The organism is Streptomyces sp. NRRL WC-3618 (genome assembly GCF_001280005.1).
GTDB lineage: Bacteria > Actinomycetota > Actinomycetes > Streptomycetales > Streptomycetaceae > Streptomyces.
Map to the genome: position 1 here is coordinate 1 of NZ_LGDW01000404.1, position 16,583 is coordinate 16,583.

At 67.7% G+C, this 16,583-nt stretch carries 17 protein-coding genes and 1 pseudogene; 9 read left to right on the plus strand and 9 right to left on the minus strand.

From position 1 onward, the window contains the following. Positions 1-210: 210 nt before the first annotated feature. The 4 genes from ADL01_RS27515 to ADL01_RS27530 form a co-directional block, all read right to left on the minus strand. Positions 211-522, minus strand: a complete 312-nt coding sequence (locus ADL01_RS27515) for a hypothetical protein (RefSeq protein WP_199834943.1) — start codon at positions 520-522, stop codon at positions 211-213. 36 nt (positions 523-558) lie between these two features. After that, positions 559-981, minus strand: a complete 423-nt coding sequence (locus tag ADL01_RS27520) for a hypothetical protein (protein ID WP_053744700.1) — start codon at positions 979-981, stop codon at positions 559-561. Between the two features lie 202 nt (positions 982-1,183). Then, positions 1,184-2,155 (minus strand): NAD(P)-dependent alcohol dehydrogenase, encoded by a 972-nt coding sequence (locus ADL01_RS27525; RefSeq protein WP_199834944.1) that lies wholly within the window; start codon positions 2,153-2,155, stop codon positions 1,184-1,186. Between the two features lie 184 nt (positions 2,156-2,339). After that, on the minus strand, positions 2,340-2,678 hold the full coding sequence (locus ADL01_RS27530; RefSeq protein ID WP_199834945.1) for a hypothetical protein: 339 nt from the start codon (positions 2,676-2,678) through the stop codon (positions 2,340-2,342). 166 nt (positions 2,679-2,844) lie between these two features. On the opposite strand from ADL01_RS27530, the gene ADL01_RS27535 reads away from it, so the two are divergent. Then, complete coding sequence (locus tag ADL01_RS27535; protein WP_234354809.1) at positions 2,845-3,540, plus strand: hypothetical protein; 696 nt, start codon at positions 2,845-2,847, stop codon at positions 3,538-3,540. After that, positions 3,540-3,748: pseudogene (locus tag ADL01_RS46675) on the plus strand (IS630 family transposase); the annotation flags it as partial. The gene ADL01_RS27535 and the pseudogene ADL01_RS46675, both read left to right, overlap by 1 nt. A 40-nt stretch (positions 3,749-3,788) precedes the next feature. Here ADL01_RS46675 and ADL01_RS27540 read toward each other — a convergent pair. After that, entirely contained in the window at positions 3,789-4,166 is a 378-nt protein-coding gene (locus ADL01_RS27540) for a hypothetical protein (protein ID WP_053744702.1), read from the minus strand. A gap of 615 nt (positions 4,167-4,781) precedes the next feature. On the opposite strand from ADL01_RS27540, the gene ADL01_RS27545 reads away from it, so the two are divergent. The 5 genes from ADL01_RS27545 (at position 4,782) to ADL01_RS27565 (ending at position 12,016) form a co-directional block, all read left to right on the plus strand. Beyond that, the gene (locus ADL01_RS27545) at positions 4,782-6,389 is read left to right on the plus strand and encodes a carbamoyltransferase C-terminal domain-containing protein (protein WP_053744703.1); all 1,608 of its coding nucleotides are present in this window, start codon (positions 4,782-4,784) and stop codon (positions 6,387-6,389) included. After that, positions 6,386-7,186 (plus strand): hypothetical protein, encoded by an 801-nt coding sequence (locus ADL01_RS27550; protein ID WP_159049653.1) that lies wholly within the window; start codon positions 6,386-6,388, stop codon positions 7,184-7,186. The genes ADL01_RS27545 and ADL01_RS27550 overlap by 4 nt, the downstream gene beginning before the upstream one ends. Before the next feature lie 47 nt (positions 7,187-7,233). Beyond that, positions 7,234-10,878 (plus strand): SUMF1/EgtB/PvdO family nonheme iron enzyme, encoded by a 3,645-nt coding sequence (locus ADL01_RS27555; protein ID WP_159049654.1) that lies wholly within the window; start codon positions 7,234-7,236, stop codon positions 10,876-10,878. Beyond that, positions 10,878-11,642 (plus strand): pentapeptide repeat-containing protein, encoded by a 765-nt coding sequence (locus ADL01_RS27560; RefSeq protein WP_053744706.1) that lies wholly within the window; start codon positions 10,878-10,880, stop codon positions 11,640-11,642. The genes ADL01_RS27555 and ADL01_RS27560 overlap by 1 nt, the downstream gene beginning before the upstream one ends. A 68-nt stretch (positions 11,643-11,710) precedes the next feature. Then, positions 11,711-12,016 (plus strand): YciI family protein, encoded by a 306-nt coding sequence (locus ADL01_RS27565; RefSeq protein ID WP_053744707.1) that lies wholly within the window; start codon positions 11,711-11,713, stop codon positions 12,014-12,016. 33 nt (positions 12,017-12,049) lie between these two features. On the opposite strand, the gene ADL01_RS27570 is transcribed toward ADL01_RS27565, so the two are convergent. Beyond that, complete coding sequence (locus ADL01_RS27570; protein ID WP_063783595.1) at positions 12,050-12,892, minus strand: SAM-dependent methyltransferase; 843 nt, start codon at positions 12,890-12,892, stop codon at positions 12,050-12,052. A gap of 169 nt (positions 12,893-13,061) precedes the next feature. On the opposite strand from ADL01_RS27570, the gene ADL01_RS27575 reads away from it, so the two are divergent. Further along, positions 13,062-13,472, plus strand: a complete 411-nt coding sequence (locus ADL01_RS27575; RefSeq protein WP_053744709.1) for a DUF6924 domain-containing protein — start codon at positions 13,062-13,064, stop codon at positions 13,470-13,472. Between the two features lie 153 nt (positions 13,473-13,625). Here ADL01_RS27575 and ADL01_RS27580 read toward each other — a convergent pair whose 3' ends face one another. From ADL01_RS27580 to ADL01_RS27590, 3 genes are all read right to left on the minus strand, one after another. Continuing rightward, entirely contained in the window at positions 13,626-14,387 is a 762-nt protein-coding gene (locus tag ADL01_RS27580) for a PIG-L deacetylase family protein (RefSeq protein ID WP_053744710.1), read from the minus strand. A 175-nt stretch (positions 14,388-14,562) separates the two neighbouring features. Further along, on the minus strand, positions 14,563-14,778 hold the full coding sequence (locus ADL01_RS27585; RefSeq protein ID WP_053744711.1) for a DUF397 domain-containing protein: 216 nt from the start codon (positions 14,776-14,778) through the stop codon (positions 14,563-14,565). After that, positions 14,775-15,623 carry a helix-turn-helix domain-containing protein gene (locus ADL01_RS27590; protein WP_199834946.1) on the minus strand — a complete coding sequence of 283 codons (849 nt, stop codon included), beginning with the start codon at positions 15,621-15,623 and terminating at the stop codon, positions 14,775-14,777. The genes ADL01_RS27585 and ADL01_RS27590 overlap by 4 nt, the downstream gene beginning before the upstream one ends. Positions 15,624-15,848: 225 nt before the next feature. Here ADL01_RS27590 and ADL01_RS27595 point away from each other — a divergent pair, with 225 nt between their 5' ends. Continuing rightward, the gene (locus tag ADL01_RS27595; protein ID WP_053744713.1) at positions 15,849-16,490 is read left to right on the plus strand and encodes an ATP-binding protein; all 642 of its coding nucleotides are present in this window, start codon (positions 15,849-15,851) and stop codon (positions 16,488-16,490) included. Positions 16,491-16,583 lie beyond the last annotated feature (93 nt).

The window sequence follows — 16,583 nt, forward strand, 5'->3', positions numbered from 1 at the left end:
CTGGTGGCGGCGGGGGTGGGGCGGGCGTTCCGGGTGGAGGAGGAGTCGACGGAGGGGCTGGTGTCGGCCGGTCTGCGGTAGGGCGGGCGGCGGGGAGCCCCTCAGGCGGCCGCAGGCCCCTAAGGGGGCGCGGGGACTGTGCGACCAGCCACGACGGCGCCGCACCGAATCAACAACCCCCGACGCCGCCTCCAGCGGAGCGCCTCGCGCCTAATGCCGGTCGGCGACGGCCCAGGAGGCGAGGGCGACGGCGCCGGCGACCCCGAACACGGCGGGCCAGGCGCCCACCTTCTTGGCCAGGGGGTGCGATCCGGCGAAGGCACCGGCATACGCGACGGTCAGCGCACCGGCGGCGGTCACGCCCGCCTGCTCCCGCCAGCGCTGGGCGGCGACGGTGCCCGCGACGGCCAGTACGGTTCCGCCGAGCTGCCGGTTCCTGCTCCAGCGGGCGACGGCGTACCCGCCGACGAGCCCGCCGGCGGCCACGAGTCCCGTGGGGACCTTCGTCTTCGCCATGGCCATGGTTGTCTGCCTCCCGCTGAGTCGTATGGGGCGAGGCTAACTTGTGGGCCCGGGCGCCTCGTTCGCCGGGGTGACGGCCCGGCGGGCCCGCGACTCGGCCTCGTACCCGGCGCCGACGCCGAGCGCAGTCCCGGCCAGCGCGAACCCGAGCGCGCCGGGATTGACGTACGCCGGAACCTGGTCGGAGACGTAACTCCCGCCGCCACGCGTCTCGCAGACGAAGCGCAGCGGCACGTAGCTGACGCTGTACCCGGAAACCTCGCCGGCACCCGCGCCCACGCTCCGGCACGGCCGGACGGGCGCGGAGTCCACGCCGCCGTCCTCCGCCGCCAGCACGGCGCCGAGGAGATGCAGCAGCCCCCAGCAGTACAGGGCGAGGGCGAGGGCGCCGGAGATCAGGGCGAGCAGCCGGAGCAGGGAACCGCGATCCAGGGTCAGGAAGAACAAGGCCGGTCCCATCTCGCGAAACTTACGAAGAGCATAATCGTGATCATGATTATGCCGATCGACTATGCCAGCTCTGAGGATGGCTGAGAGTACCGCTTCGGTGAACGAGGTCCACACGGGCTGACAGAAAACGGCGGAAGAGCCCAGACCGCCACGCACACTTCGCCGGTGCGGCGGTCTGGGCTCTTCCGAGGTCGGCTGGGCGGTACGACCGTCAGTTCGGCGGTACGACGGTGATGACGACGTTCCCGGTCTTCTGCCCGGTCTCGACATACCGGTAGGCGTCGGCGATCTCCTCCAACGGATACCGCCGGTCGACGACCGGCCTGAACTCGCCGGCCTCCATCAGGTCCCGGAAGGACCGCACCATCTCCTGATTCTGCGTGGGAAACGGGAACTTCACCTTCCTGCCCCGGAACAGGGGCGTGACCAGCGGCAGCAGCAGGTTCTGGCATCCCGGGCCCAGTTCCGAGGATAGGTACACCCCGCCGGGTTTCAGCAGCCGCTTGCACTGGCCGAACGTGCTCTTGCCGACGGCGTCGAACACGGCGTCGTAGCTCTGCTCGTCCCTGGTGAAGTCCTGGGCCGTGTAGTCGACGACCCGGTCCGCCCCCAGGCCCTTCACCAGGTCCAGGTGGTCCGGGCCGCAGACCGCGGTCACGGTGGCCCCGCGCTGCTTCAGCAGTTGTACGGCCGCCGAGCCGATGCCGCCGGTCGCGCCGTACACGAGGACGTCGTGCCCGGCCCGGATGCCCGCCTTGGTGAGGAACGCCAGCGCGTAGTGCGCGCCCTCGGTACCGGGAGCGGCCTCCTCGAAGGTCACGCCGGTCGGTATGGTCGCGACGGCGCCGTCGTGCGGGACCGACAGATACTCGGCATGCGTTCCGAACGCGCCCTCGTTGTACCCGAACACCCGGTCGCCGACCGCGAAGGACGTGACGCCGCCGCCCACCGCTTCCACCACGCCCGCGTACTCGGTCCCGAGCACGGTGCGCCGCGGCCTGGTGAGTCCGGTGAGCAGGCGCATGAAGAAGGGTTTGGCGGCCCGGTAGGCGCAGTCGGTGCGGTTGACCGTCGTCGCGTGCACCCTCACCAGTACGTCCCGCTCGCCGACCGAGGGCTTGTCCACCTCGGCGATCCGGACCACGTCAGGGGGTCCGTACCGGTTGTGCACAGCTGCTTTCATGTGTGAACCCTATGTCCGGTGTCCAGCCCTGGCCGGGTGAGGACAAGGGGGAGCCGGGCAAGGGGGGTTCGGAGCGGTGTGACCACAGGTGCTGGTCGCGGGGGTCGGCTTCGTGCTCGCGTGGCGGCGATGGCGTTCGGAGGCCGGGCCTCGCTGATCGAATGGCCCGGCTGTCTCGGGTCCCTCACCCGACCTCGAGGTGGAAGACGACCGGAGAGTGGTCGGAGGCCTTGGGGTTGTCCAGTCCGACGCCGAACAACCGGGGGCCCGTGTACCGGGTCGCCCGCAGCGGAACTCCCTTGCGGTAGATCTCGGGGGGCGCGGCGGTCGAGGCGGCGAGCGAGGTCGACGGCAGCAGGTAGTCGAGCTGCCGGTATTCGTTCCCGCCGGCCCAGTAGTGGGTCCACTGGTCGTCCTCGGGCAGCCGGGTCACGACGTTCTCCACCTGGTCCCAGCCGACCAGATCGGCTATGCCGGAATTGCCGTCCGAGTCCGTCTCCATGTAGTCGTTGAGGTCGCCCATGTGTCACCACCGTGGTCAGCAGGAGGGGGGCCTGAACGGGGCCCGGTTTCGTTGGCGGGTGACGGCCCGCTCGAACGGCAGGTCCTTGACAGGGGGTCAGCCCACGGTCGAACTGCCGCCACGACCCGAACCCCGGTGTCAGACCCTGCTGTTACGGTCCCTGGCCATGGCAGAAGACAACGGAATCGCATGGCTGGGTGAGCGCTGGGCGAGCGACCGCGCCGACCCCCTCCTCGGGGACCAGGCGGGTCTGGTGTTCGCGGAGGGCATCGCGCCGCAGGACCTGGCGGTGGTCTTCGGAGCCGTTCCCTGGGAGATCCCCGAGCCGGTGAGCGCCGAGGCCAAGGCCGTCTACGACCGGACCCACCCCAGCGCACATGTCCCTGACGAACCTTGCGTGGCCGCCTACGGCAGGGAAGGCGATTGGTCCTTCGTCGCCGGGAACTTCGACTACCTGATCCACTTCCGAGAGGGCTGGGCCCTGCCCCAGGGAACCGGCCGGGTCGTCCTCCTCTACAACATCTCCGCCAAGGGCATGTACTGCATGCTCTACTTCGAAGACGGCCGACTGGTGTGGACCGACGAGATCTACGGCTACTTCGACGAGGAGACCCAGCGGAACGGCGGACACTACTTCGACTACGCGCCGGAGATGGCCTTCCTCAACTGGGCCATGCACGAAGCGGGATGCCGCCCTGAGGTCCGCTACGTCGATGGGCGCCCGGTCTTCGAGAACGAAGGCTGGATAACCGACTGGCAGCAGCGGTTCCTCAAGGGCTTGGAGATCGCGTTCGGGATCTCGGTGTGCCGGGAGACGTTCGACGGTGGCGGGTACTCGCTGGCCGGCGTCTACTGGACCTGATAACTGTTGAGCCCGTCCGTGTGCCCAGGTTGACCGACCAGGAGGGGCAGAGGCTGCAGCAGATCGTGTCCCGGGCAACACCAGTTCGGCGCGGTTCCCACGCGCGATGACTCTGCTGGCCTCGGCTGGCGGGAACCGGGTGCCGGTGATCGCGAAGCTGACGCAGGCCGACGGGGACACCGTCCGCGACGTGATTCACCGGTTCAACGGGCCGGTTCAGGAGAAGGACGGCACCGCAGGAGGATCACTCAGGGGGCGAACGACTCGATCTCCCCCGCGAAGACGATGACCTGATCGATGAGGCTCCGCCGGAGATGGACGACGTCCGTTCCCGCCAGGCGGAGACCTCTGTCTTGCGTGGTGAAGACCCACTGGTACCGGGCCCACCCGTCAGGCATGTCCACCGCCGAACAGCGCACCATCGTGCCGGTCCCCGCCGGGTGGCGTCGGATGTCCAGCACGAACCGCTCGACCGCCTCGATCCCTTCGCTGCGGCCCAACGGCCCCCAGAAGGCGATGTCCGAGGTCAGGGCCTGGGAGAGCAGCGCATTCACATAGCTGTCGTCCGAGGCGTTGAACGCGGAGATGAACGTGTCGATCGCAGACCGCGCGGTCTCTTCCTGCACACACCAGCAATACCAGTCGCCTCGCGGAACGTGCTCGTCCCGTGAGCCGTCTTCCGACCACGGTGAACGATCCCGGTCACAGCACTGGAACGGCGCCGAAGCCCGCCGCGAGCCACCTGACCTCAGCGTCTCGGCCCGCTTCGCGACTTCCTCGGCCGCGCGTGGATCCGTGTCGGCATTCTGACCAGCCAGAACCCCCGAGCCAGAGCAACCTGACGGAGTCCTACTAGCACTCGGCGATGCCCACCGAGTCATAGGTGGAAAGGTTGGCCATGGAGGTCCAGCCGTAGGTGGAGGTGACTGGTAACGCTCAAGGCCAGCAGGTAGAACCACGCATACCACGGAGGTTGACACCTGAGGAAGTTGCTACCGCGTGCCTCGCTGATCGTCGGCGGGCAGTCCCTCCCCGGGGTGGCAGAGTCTGGCAGCGGCAGGCGAGATGGACCTGGGAGCATGATCGAGGTCATCGCGCTGACGAGCACCGGGGCGTGTACGACGTAAGGTCGCGCGCAGTCGCCCTCATACTCAACTCAGCCTACTCATAGGCCCATTGACCTGCACGACTGCCCGTCGTTATGTTTATCCGCCGGATAAGACAGCCGTTCGGGGGACCTGGTGCGCATCCTGTCGTTCAAGCCTGGGCATGACGGGACCGTCGCCCTTGTCGAGGACGGGCGCCTCGTCTTCTCGCACGAGAGCGAGAAGGACTCCTTCCCCCGCTATACCGACCTGACCCCTACCGCCTTGCTGGACGCCGCCGAGCGGTTGGACGGACCGCCGGACGTGGTGTGTCTCAGCGGGTGGGTCAAGGGGTTCCACTCAGTCGATCCTCCGCTGGGTGCGGGGTACTTCGGGTACGACGAGGGCGGCATCCTCACTGGCGAGAGCCGCTTCTTCGGCACTCCTGTCCGCACATTCAGCTCGACCCACGAGCGGTCTCATCTGCTGAGCGCATACGGGATGTCGGAGTTGGAGCCCGGGCAGCCCTGCTACGCGCTGGTCTGGGAAGGCAACATCGGGTCGTTCTACGCCTTCACACCGGACCTTAAGGTCCGGCGCTTGTCCACCGTGCTGGAGGACCCGGGAAACAAGTACCAGCACATTTTCGCCCTCGCGGATCCCTCGACGTCACGGGAGCACGGCGGATTCCGTTTCTCCAATGCCGGCAAGCTCATGGCGTTGACCGGCTTCGCGCGCAGCTCCGCGATGTCGCCGGCGGAAAGGGATCTGGTCGAATACATCCTTGACCAGCCGTCGATCCTGCTCACCGCGCCGAAGGAGAAACTGGCATGGTCGCCCTTCCACGACATAGGCGTAGAGAGCCAGGAGTTCAAGGATCTCGCCGCGAAACACTCCCAGGCCATTTTCGACCGCTTCCTCGCAGTGGCCGAGCGGGAGCTCACAGAGGGCTTCCCGCTCCTCATCGCCGGTGGGTGCGGCCTCAACTGCGACTGGAACCAACAGTGGCGCGACTGCGGCCTCTTCCCCGAGGTCTTCGTGCCGCCCTGCCCGAACGACTCAGGCTCAGCCATCGGCACAGCGGTCGACGCGCAGCGTCACTTCACCGGCCAGGCCAAGATCACTTGGGATGTCTACAGCGGGCCCGAATTCGTCCACGACCGGAGCCCGGAGCAGATCGCGGAGGATTTCACGGACGAGCCCCTGGACCTGTCCCGGGTTGCGGGGTTGCTGGCCCAAGGTCAGGTTCTCGCCTGGGTCCAGGGACGATGCGAGATCGGGCCGCGCGCACTCGGGAATCGGTCGCTCCTGGCCGCGCCGTTCGAGGATCAGACACGTGATCGGCTCAACCAGATCAAGCAGCGGGAGTCCTATCGGCCCATCGCCCCGGTGTGCCTGGAAGAGGACGTGAGCGAGCACTTCGACTGGGCCGGTCCCAGCCCTCACATGCTCTACTTCCAGAACGTCCGTAACCCCTCCCTGCGCGCGGTCACCCATGTCGACGGCACCGCACGGGCTCAGACCGTCAACTCGGTACAGAATCCCCAACTGCACGGTCTGCTACTAGCCTTCAGGCAGGCGACCGGAGCGGGCGTGCTCTGCAACACGTCGCTCAACCTCCCGGGCCGAGGCTTCATCAACAGGACCACCGACCTGGTCGAGCACGTCCTCGACCGAGGCATCGACGGCTTCGTCTTGAACGATCGGCTTCACTTGCTACGCAAGCCAACCCCCGCCGACGCACTGCGGGAGGCGAGGGCGTGACCGGTGATCACCGGATACTGACGCTCGCCGGGTTGGCCCAGGGGTGCCTGGAACCATTGATAGCCGGAGACGTCCTGGCCATCCGAATTCCCGGCTTCACGGACCCGGCAGAGGCACACGGGATGGCGCGCCGCCTCGCGGCCCACCCCAGCCTGTCCGCCTACCGCAACACACCCGAACTGGTCAGAGTCGGTGAGAGTCATTACGAGACTCATGACGCGGATGGCAGCACGAACGGCCACGCGCTCGCGGAGTACTTGCGGAACGCGGACCCACTCATGGAACAGATCCGAGCCTGCTGTGCGCCGTACGTCTCTCCGCTGGATGCGCTGTGGCAGGCCCTCGACGCCCTCTACGGACTGGAGCGCGCTCACATCGACGACCGGCCGATGTTCGCCGGGGTGTGTCGCGTCTTTCCCGAGGGCAGCGAACTTCTTCCGCACAACGACCGCCTGATCCGCGATGCTCCCGGGCTGGGCCTCGGTCGTGAACTGGATGCGCAGCTCGCGGCCAACATCTACTTGCGGGTGCCGGAGAAGGGCGGTGAGCTGCAGTTGTGGGACCTCTGGCCGGATGAAGCGCAACTGACGGCCTGGAGGGCGTCCGACAGCGAGTACGGGACCGACCGGGCTCTCGTGCCGCCCCCCGCGTGTGTATTGCCGATCACCGCTGGTGACCTGGTGCTGATCGACGCTACGAAGCTGCACGCCGTGTCCCGGCAGGAGCGGGGCGCCCGGATCGGCCTGTCCTGCTTCCTCGGCGTACGTCGCGGCCGCCCTCTCGTCTGCTGGAGTTGATCCCCCTGACCCCCCGTTCCACGCCTCGCTCCCGGGCTTCCGCTCCTGTGCCGGGACATATCGGTGGTCATCTGCGGAGGCTACGTCTGGCCGGAGGGCTCTCCCAGTTGGAGCTCGCCAGCCGGATGGGCTTTCCCGGGCAGATCGTCACCGAGGTCGAGCGCGGAGAACAGGCGCCCACGGAACGCTACTTGGAAAAGTACGTAGTGGCGGCCGGCCTGTCCCCGCAGCAGACTTTCGCCCTGTGGGAGGAGTTCAGGCGGAGTCCGTCCACTGCCCCGGGTGCCGCCGTGCCGGGCACTGGCCGGGACCATGGTGACTGCCCCTACCGCGGTCTGTACGCCTTCCGGGAGCAGGACGCCCCTCTCTACCACGGCCGCGCCGACGTGGTCCGGCGCCTCGCTCGTACGATCGGACACGCCTCGCTAGCCGGTGTGGTGGGTGCTTCGGGCAGCGGCAAGTCGTCCCTCGTCCACGCCGGCCTGATCCCCGCGCTGCGACGTCAGGAGCACTGGGCGGTCGCCGCATTCCGGCCTGGCTCCCATCCGTACACGGCACTGGCCGGTGCGTTGGTCGAGCTGGCGCACCCCGAGGCTGACGTGGAGCAGAACGCCGTGGCCGCCGCCAGCATGGCCGAGCGCATGCGAAGCGGTGGCATCGGCTCGTCCATCGAACAGATCGTGCGCCGTCTCGACCGGCCGCTCCTTGTCTTTGCCGACCAGTTCGAGGAGTTGTTCACGCACTGCCGTGACAGACAAGACATCGACCAGTTTCTCGACCACCTTGCCGACTTCGCCCAGGAACATCCCGGTGGTACATCCCGCGCGAAGGTCATCCTCACACTTCGAGGCGATTTCTACGGCCGGGCCATCGCGCACCGGCGGTTCTCCGACGTACTCCAGGACCACGTCGTCAACCTGCCACCGATGAACCGGGTCGAACTGCGCAGCGCCATCGTGGAGCCCGCGCGGGCACGACAGCTGGGCCTTGAGGACGGCCTGGTCGACCGCATCCTCGATGACGTGGGCAGCGAACCCGGCCACCTTCCGCTCCTCGAGTTCGCCCTCACCCTGCTCTGGGAACGGCAGACCTCGGGCAAGCTCACGCACACGGCGTATGAGGCGGTCGGCGAGGTCGTCGGCGCGATAGCCACCCGGGCCGAGGAGGTGTACTCGACTCTCTCACCACAACAGCAGGACACAGCAAGGCAGTTGCTGACCCGGCTCGTACGGGTCGCCCCCATCGGCGAGGAGGGCGAGGACGCACGGTGTCGCACCCCCGTCGCCGAACTCACGGGACTCGCCCGCGTCGACGAGGTCATCGCCGCACTCACGGACGCCCGCCTCCTGGTGACCGACTCCGACGAGCGGGCCAGGCCGACGGTCGAGGTCTCCCACGAGGCGGTGATACGCAGTTGGGGCAGGCTACGGACCTGGCTCGACGGCGACCGCCAATTCCTGTTGTGGCAGCAGCGCACCCGCCGCCGCTACGAGGACTGGCGGGCCGTCCCTGACGACGCCTCGACCGTCCTGCACGGCCGACTGCTCACTGAGGCCGAAGGATGGCTCCAGTCGCAGGGCAGCGACGCCGTGGCCGACGATCTCCAGGAGTTCATTCGGCACAGTGCGGACGTCCACCGGGCCGAGCTGCACCAGCAGGCCCTGGCACAGGTCGAGCGGCTTCTGACGGTGAAGACCGACGAACTCCTGGCGGTTGTGACCCAACTGGCACTTCACCGCACGGTCGTCGACCAGCGGGTCCGGCAGATCCTGCGCGGTGAGGTGGCGCTGCGGGCAGGCGCGGACGACGGCCTCGCGTATGAGGACATCTGGCGGCTGCGACTCTTCCTCGCCGGGGCGGATCCCGTCGAGGCCGCATGGATCGGCCGCAACCTGCGTGGTATCGCGCCCGGGGAGCTCGCGGTGGCCCGGCAGGTCCTGTCGCCGATCGACGCGGAACTACGAGGACAGTTGTGGGGGACGCTTCTCGACACCGATACCGTCGGACCCACCGCGCGCCTGCACGCCGCCGTACTCCTCGCGGAACCGGCGACCGCTCCTGGCAACGATCGCTGGAGCGGCGTCGCACAGCGGCTCGCCGCTGACCTCCTCGAACAGGACCAGCTCCACCTGCCCGCGTGGCTGGCGGCGCTGGGCCCGGTCGTTGAGTACCTGCTCGAGCCACTGACCGCGTCCGCGGTGGACAAATCCGTACGGGAGACAGTTCGTGAGACCGCCGTGTCGGTCCTTCAGGAAGTTGCCGCAGATCGCGGTGACCTGTTGGCGAGACTGGCGAGCGGCGGTCCCGAGCACACGTACGCGGAGGTCGTCAGACGCCTGACGCAGAGCGCGATCCCAGGAGTCCACGAGGCGGCGCGCGTCGAACTCCGATCCACCCTGCGCCTCCCGTCGCCCCCAGCTCCCACTGAGACAGAGAGAGTCGAACTCGGCCGGCGCCGTGTCGCCGCAGCCTGCACACTGCTCCGGTTCTCCCACACGGACGGCATTCTGGAGCGGCTGGTGACGGCTCCGGACCCTGAGTTCGCCACCCAGTTCGCGCATCAGGCGTCACAACGTGCGATTCCGGCCGACATCCTCGCGGGACTGCTCGCCGAGGCCCCTGACGCCCAAGCCCGCTACTACCTGATGATGGCGCTCGGCCAGTACAGGCCCGAGGCGTTCTCCACCACAGCACAGTTCGACCGCACCGAACGTCTCGTACTCGACCTTCACCACGCCGACCCTTCCGCCGGCGTACACAGCGCCGCCCGCTGGCTCGACCGCCGATGGAACCACCGCATCGACGGTACGGAGGCCACCGCGCCGTACGACCCCACAGGCCGTCGCACCTGGTTCACGTGCGCCCCGCCGCGCGGCCCCCGCCTCACCTTCAGCGTGTTCCGCCCCGGGAACCTGCTCATCGGCTCCCCGCAGGACGAGTCGGAACGCAGCAGCTACGAGGGGCCGAGGCGCCCCACTGCTCTCACCCGGTCATTCGCCCTGTGCGACGCGCAGGTCACTCGAGGCGAGTTCGAGACTTTCATGGCACAGACCGGACGACAGGGCCTGCCGGACATCAGCGAGTGGAGCGACAAGCCGTCCGAACCGGTCGTCGCACCCACCTGGTACGAAGCGGCGGACTTCGGAGCCTGGCTCACGGCTCAGACGGTCCTCGGCTCCGCCCCGGCCGAGTTCGGCGCCGACATCGACGACCACCCGGTGACCCAGGCCGGATGGGATGGCTTCCGGCTGCCCACGGAGGCCGAGTGGGAGTACGCCTGCCGCGCGGGCACCACCACCGCCTACAGCTTCGGCTCCGACCGCCAACTGATCGACGAATACGCGTGGACCGGCGCCAACTCCGGCCTGAAGACCCACGAGGCGGGCATCCTCCGGCCCAACCCGGCCGGACTCTTCGACATCCACGGCCAGTGCTGGGAGTGGTGTTCCGACTGGTACGCCCTCTACGACTCCGCCGCGGAGTCGGACCCTGGCGGCCCCGAAGCCGGCGACAGACGAGTCCTGCGCGGAGGCTGCTGGAACCTCGGCGCGCGCTACGCCCGATCCGCGTGCCGCAACGCTCACATCCCCTCGAACCGCAACTACTACATCACCTTCCGACTGGCCCTGACCGTTCCCGAGCCCGACCCCGCATGGGCGGGCGGCCCCAATCCCCTTCCCTGGAGCGGCTGATGTCCAGTCACCGTGGCCCTCTCTCCCCGGTCGCCATCGGCGCTCTGCTCATGGCCACCGGTCTGGTAGGCATCGTCGTCGGCCATGTCTCAGCCAAGGGCTGGACATGGTCGGGCATGGTCAGCGATATCGGCACCTCGGTGGGTGCGGAACTCATCGCTGTCGCGGTCACCGTGCTGATGATCGACCGCCTGGCCGAACGGCGAGAATCCGCCCGGCTGCGCCAACAGCTCGTACGCGAAGCGAGCAGCACCGACCACGGACTCGCTCTCCGCGCCGTCCTCGAACTGGACGTTCGCGGCTGGCTGGCCGAAGGGGCGCTCGTGGAAGCCCGGCTGCGGGACGCGAACCTCCACGACATCGTGCTGGAGGGCCAGGACCTCCACGGAGCCGACCTGGTCGGCGCGAACCTCCGCAAGGCCAACCTCTCGCGCGCCAACCTGACGGACTGCGACTTCAACAACGCCGACCTGTCCGAGGCCGTGATAGAGATGGCCGACTTCACCGGGGCACGGCTCCAGGACGCCCAGCTGAATCACGCGGACATGGCGCAGGCGGTACTCCGGTCCGCCGACCTGGCCGGAGCCAACCTGGCCCACAGCGACCTCACCGAGGCGGACCTGCGAGGAGCGGTGCTACGCGGCGCCGATCTGACCGGGTGTCTGCTGGACAACATCCGCATGGACTCATCCACCACCTGGGACGAGACGACGCGCTGGCCCGCCGGTTTCTCACCGCAGGCAGTCATCGGCGCGGCAATCTGAGCGGCCCCCGCCGCCAACCACCACCATGTGCCCGACCGACAACACCTCACGAACCCACGGAGAACCCCATGCAGTTCATGCTCCTCGCCTACGACGGCACGGACGAAGGCGCCCTGGACCGCCGCCTCGCCGCGCGTGAAGCGCACATCGCCCTGGGCGACAAACTGGTCGCCGAGGGCCACATGCTTTTCGGTACGGCCATCCTCGACGCGAACGAACGGATGATCGGGTCCATGATCGTCCTCGAGTACCCGTCGAGGGCCGAGCTCGACGCCTGGCTCAAGATTGAGCCGTACGTCGTCCAGGACGTGTGGAAGACGATCGAGGTGAAGACCGTACGCGTCGGCCCGTCCTTCGTCGGACTGCACAAGTAGCGGGGCTCGCGGCGAGCAGAGGACGCCGGGCCGTCACTGCTTGTCGGCGATCACGAGGTACCGGCCGCGCGTTCCGGACAACCCGGGCGCGACGGCCGCGTCCGACCAACGGCCGTAGTCCGCGTCCGGATCGCCGTACGCGGACACGTGAATCTCCCAGCCGAGCGGCGCGAAGAGCTCCTTGGGCTGGTCACTGCCCGACTTCCACGGATGCCCCTGCTCGGCCATGCGTTGGCGCCAGGCGGCCATCCCGGGGCTGTCCAGGATGGTCTGGCCGACATAGTCCGCGAGGAGCTGACTCTTGGCTGCCGACAAGCCGGTGAGCTGACGCAACAGCACGTCGCGCTCGTCCGGTTCGAGGAAGTACAGCAGTCCCTCCACCAGCCAGCACGTGGGCTGCTGAGGATCGAATCCGGACGCGAGGAGAGGCCCTGTCCAGTCGCCCAACAGATCCACTCCGAGCGGGACCCGGACGGCCGTGGCCGGCGCCTGGAGGTCGCGTACGAGATCTTCCTTGAAGCTGAGCAGAGCGGGACGGTCGAGTTCGTACACCAGCACGCCGGGGGACCACTCAAGGCGAAAGGCCCGCGAGTCCATCCCGACGGCGACGAACACGAACTGCCGTACCCCGTCGCCATTGAGCCGCAGCAGTTGATCGTCCAGGAACCGCGTCCGCACCGCGAGCGCCGGGTCCTCCACACCGGCCTGCACCCGCCCCTCGAACTGCGACATGATCCGCGGCCCCTCGTCACCGGCGAAGACCTCCGCCAACGGGTCGGAGAACAGGCGGTCGGCGCGGCGGTGCTCGCGGGCCCTCATTGATGCGGTCCACAGGGCGGTTTTGGCTAGGGGGTCCAGGGGCTGGGACACGTTCATGACTGCACGCCCTTCTTCTGAACACTCTGGGGCAGGCATTGCGCGATTCATGTCGAACAGCCCATATTCTTCCCCGTGATCGCAGGCCAGACGCGTCAGGCGGTGAAGTCCTCATCTGCTCAGCGGGATCCCTAGGGAAGGTTCGCCGGGTTGGCAGTACTGTGCGCGCATGACTGAGCTGCCCTGCGGTTCGGGTGCGCTGGTTGTGCGCACCGACTTTTCCAGTGACGCCGCGTGGGAGGACCTGAGGCTGGCTCTCTCCTCACCGAGCGAGGACGGCTTCCTGGCGTACGTCGAACTCGTCGCCGACCGCCAGTTCACCGGAGTGACTGCGGAGGAGGCGCTCAGCCTGCTTCCGGTGGGGTACGGGCACCCGCTCCTCGTTCTGGCGGACGCGATGGCCCTGGCCTCGGAGGAGCATCCCCTGCTCGTCATGGATCTGCGGGAAGAGCGCGGGCGTTGCATCCGTGTCGTGGCGAGGGAGCTGTGGGGCATCGAGAACAACCTGTCGATCTCGAACATGGACTTCAAGGAGTTCGCCGTGGCCATCGACGCGGACGGGGTGTTCCGCGGCTTCTGACCTTCGGCCATCAGGGTGCCCTTGTACGTACGGGCCCTGGGCCAGAGGGAGTTGGAGGGAGGGGCGTGAACGGAGCGCAGTTCGTACCTGGAGCGCACCTCGCATCTGTCCTTGGCGCTGGTGGCCTGTTCCCCATGTCGTCGGCCGTCATGTTCAGGCCGTCAGCTCTGTCTGCGATGCCCCCGTGGAGACGAGGTTGTGGCGGATGTACCACTCGGTGGAGAGCATTCGTTCCTGTTCGGACGCGGAGAGGCTGGCGATCAGCCCCGGGGCGGCTCCCCGCTCCACCTCGGTGCGGTGAGCCAGCACGGCGGCGATCTTCTGCTCCAGCCAGGGGCTGACGTCGACGGTCGCTGTGATCCACTCGTCCGGAACACTGCGCATCGCCTTGCCCGTAGGGGCCAGGTGTCCGCCCCATACCGGGATGGCCGAGTGCGGGTGCGTGGCCAGGTACAGGGCGCTCGGCTGCCAGGGCTCACCGGCGTCCGGGTAGAGCCGTTCAAGCCCGGCCGCCTGGACGGCGAGCAGGGTCACCCGGTGAGTGTGCACATGGTCCTCGTGGCCGGTCAGCCCGCCGTACGCGTCATGGGTGACCATGATCTCCGGGCGGAACTCCCGGATGTGCGCGACCAGATGCCCCACCGCTTCGTCGAGCGGTGCATCGCGGAACCGCGCCCTGTCCGGCGCCGACTGCGGTACGCGGGCGTCGGCGTACCCGAGCATCCGGGGTGCTTCGGCGCCGAGGATCTGGAGCGCCTCGGCCAACTCTGCGGCGCGCTGGGTGTCCGCGGCCCAGGTCGGTGTGACAACTGCGGTGCGAGCGCCCGAGCTTGCGTGACGGGCGAGGACGCCGCCTGCTGACAGGGACTCGTCGTCCGGGTGGGCGAAGACTGCGAGCAGGCTTGGCGTGGGCACAGGTGGTCGCCTTCCAGGGGATGTACGGATCACAGGCTGGTGCGTGTTGCGTCGCGCTCCCTTGCCGACATCCGCTCGGCTTCGCCGACCTCGGCACCGGGCCGGAGAACCACACGCGGGAGACACGTATGAGCACGGTCGCTACGCAGCGCCGTTGACGTACGGCCTTCCTCGGTCAGCCCTCCCAATTCCCCTGGCGCAGCGCTCGTACGAAGGCCTCCCAGCTCTGCCCTCGAACGGCGATCACAGGCCCTCCGCCAGCCTTGGAGTCGCGGACAAGGGCACCGTCACGAGCCAGCGCACACTCGACGCACTCGCCCCCCGCGCCGTTGCTGTACGACGACGTGAACCACGTCGCGAGGCCGTCGACCCTGGATCCTGCAATGCTCATCTTGCGTACTCCTTCAGAACGGACTTGATCAGCTGACCGGAACGCTGAGGACTCAAAGCCGCGGCCCTGAGCCCGTCGAAGGCCCGGGTGTACTCACGGACATGATGCTCGCCCTCAAGGTAGACGGCGTCGGTGATGCCGTCTCGGTACACGATGTCCGGATCCGCTTGATCAGGGAAGCCGAGCATCGTGAAAGAGCCGGTGGCAGGGTAGGTACCTGAGTCGAAGGCGAGGATCTGCAAGGTCACGCTCGGCAACTCGGTGACTTCCAGGACGCGTTCAAGCTGCTCCCGCATCAGCGCTCGATCGCCCATGACATTGCGCAGAGCGGCCTCGTTCACGATGAACCACGCGTCGGGGGCGCCGGGCTGCGTCAGCATGGCCTGGCGCTCCATGCGTACTCGCACCGCACGGTCGATGTCCTGGGCGGACATGTGCGCGCCGGTCTTGTGGAGTTCGGCGGTGTAGGGCGCGATCTGCATCAGGCCCGGCAACAACTCGCACTGGTACTGGCGGAGTGTGGAGGCGTCCTGCTCCAGGCCGATGTAGATGTTGAACCATTCTGGGATGCCGGCGCCGTGCACCTGCCACCAACCGCGTGTCTTGGCCTGTCGGGCCAGCGACTTGAGGAATTCGCGCAGCTCGTCGCTGGTGCCGTAGAACCGGCACAGGGCATCGATGTCGGACGGCTGGACCCTGCCGCTGCCCGTCTCCATCCGGTTGACCTTGGAGCCGCTCCAATCCAGTGCTTCGCCGACGTTGGCGCAGGTGAGCGCGCTCTTCTCGCGGAGCTTCTTCAGCTCGATCGAGAGACGGCGACGGCGTGCCGTCGGTGAACCGGCCACTTCGACCCTCTTTCGGATAGCGGGCGTTCAGTCTTGCGCCAAGAGGGCCGCCTGCCAATCACTCGGAAGTGGGAATCCCGCCGTGCACATTGCATGAAGGGATGCGCTCGGTCCATCCTTCCAGAGGCGCAACTCATTGTGAGTGCGTGTAACGCTCCGCTGATCGAGCCGGGTCGGGGGAGACGGCATGCGACGAGAGGGGTCTTCGTGATCCGGGAAGCATGTATGTCACGGAAGCCGTGGGACCTTCACTTCCTGGCGGAGCCCGAGGAAGTGGCAGGTCTACGGCGTGTACTGCGTGTCCACTTGGGGCTCTGGGGCCTGGACGAGCTCGTCGATGCGGCCCAACTCTGTGTCAGCGAGCTCGTGTCCAACGTGATCAGTCACGTTGGTCCCGGTACCCCGACGACTCTCGCCGTCTCGATGAAGGGCACTCATCTGCGCATCGAGGTCCATGACCCGGACACCCGCGCTCTCCCCACGCTCCTCGACGAAGACGTCAACTCCGAATCGGGGCGGGGCATGGAGCTGATCACTTCCATGGCTGACCGCTGGGGCGTTCAACTCCTGGCTGACCAGAAGGTGACGTGGTGCGAGCTGGGCACAGCGCTGGCTACGCGAAACGGTCATGTCGCAGTACCCGGAGTTTCGCGGGCTGAAGCCCTGTTGGGTCTCTATGCGGGAGTGAAGCAGGCAGGCGATTCCAAGCCGAGTCGGCTGAGTACGGCCTTGGCTGAGGAAGCGGTGATCGATGTCATCACGGACTTCCTTCACTGGCTTCGGGCGCGCGGTTGCGACGAGGAGGAGATCCTGGACAGGGCTCAGCGGCGTTTCGACAGTCAGTCAGCGATGATCATGGTGAGCTGAGTGAGGCTGGCGTGGCACCAGGCGGAGGCCGTCCACAGGTCTGAAGCGTGGAGACTGGAACGAAGCATCAGCTATCGATCCAGTTCCCGAACT

Bases quoted from the DNA above. Each gene is read 5' to 3' on its own strand.
- ADL01_RS27570 (WP_063783595.1), bottom strand. From the start codon at position 12,892: ATGAACGTGTCCCAGCCCCTGGACCCCCTAGCCAAAACCGCCCTGTGG.
- ADL01_RS27575 (WP_053744709.1), top strand. From the start codon at position 13,062: ATGACTGAGCTGCCCTGCGGTTCGGGTGCGCTGGTTGTGCGCACCGAC.
- ADL01_RS27585 (WP_053744711.1), bottom strand. From the start codon at position 14,778: ATGAGCATTGCAGGATCCAGGGTCGACGGCCTCGCGACGTGGTTCACG.
- ADL01_RS27525 (WP_199834944.1), bottom strand. From the start codon at position 2,155: ATGAAAGCAGCTGTGCACAACCGGTACGGACCCCCTGACGTGGTCCGG.
- ADL01_RS27560 (WP_053744706.1), top strand. From the start codon at position 10,878: ATGTCCAGTCACCGTGGCCCTCTCTCCCCGGTCGCCATCGGCGCTCTG.
- ADL01_RS27520 (WP_053744700.1), bottom strand. From the start codon at position 981: ATGGGACCGGCCTTGTTCTTCCTGACCCTGGATCGCGGTTCCCTGCTC.
- ADL01_RS27530 (WP_199834945.1), bottom strand. From the start codon at position 2,678: ATGGGCGACCTCAACGACTACATGGAGACGGACTCGGACGGCAATTCC.
- ADL01_RS27515 (WP_199834943.1), bottom strand. From the start codon at position 522: ATGGCCATGGCGAAGACGAAGGTCCCCACGGGACTCGTGGCCGCCGGC.
- ADL01_RS27565 (WP_053744707.1), top strand. From the start codon at position 11,711: ATGCAGTTCATGCTCCTCGCCTACGACGGCACGGACGAAGGCGCCCTG.
- ADL01_RS27535 (WP_234354809.1), top strand. From the start codon at position 2,845: ATGGCAGAAGACAACGGAATCGCATGGCTGGGTGAGCGCTGGGCGAGC.
- ADL01_RS27595 (WP_053744713.1), top strand. From the start codon at position 15,849: ATGTCACGGAAGCCGTGGGACCTTCACTTCCTGGCGGAGCCCGAGGAA.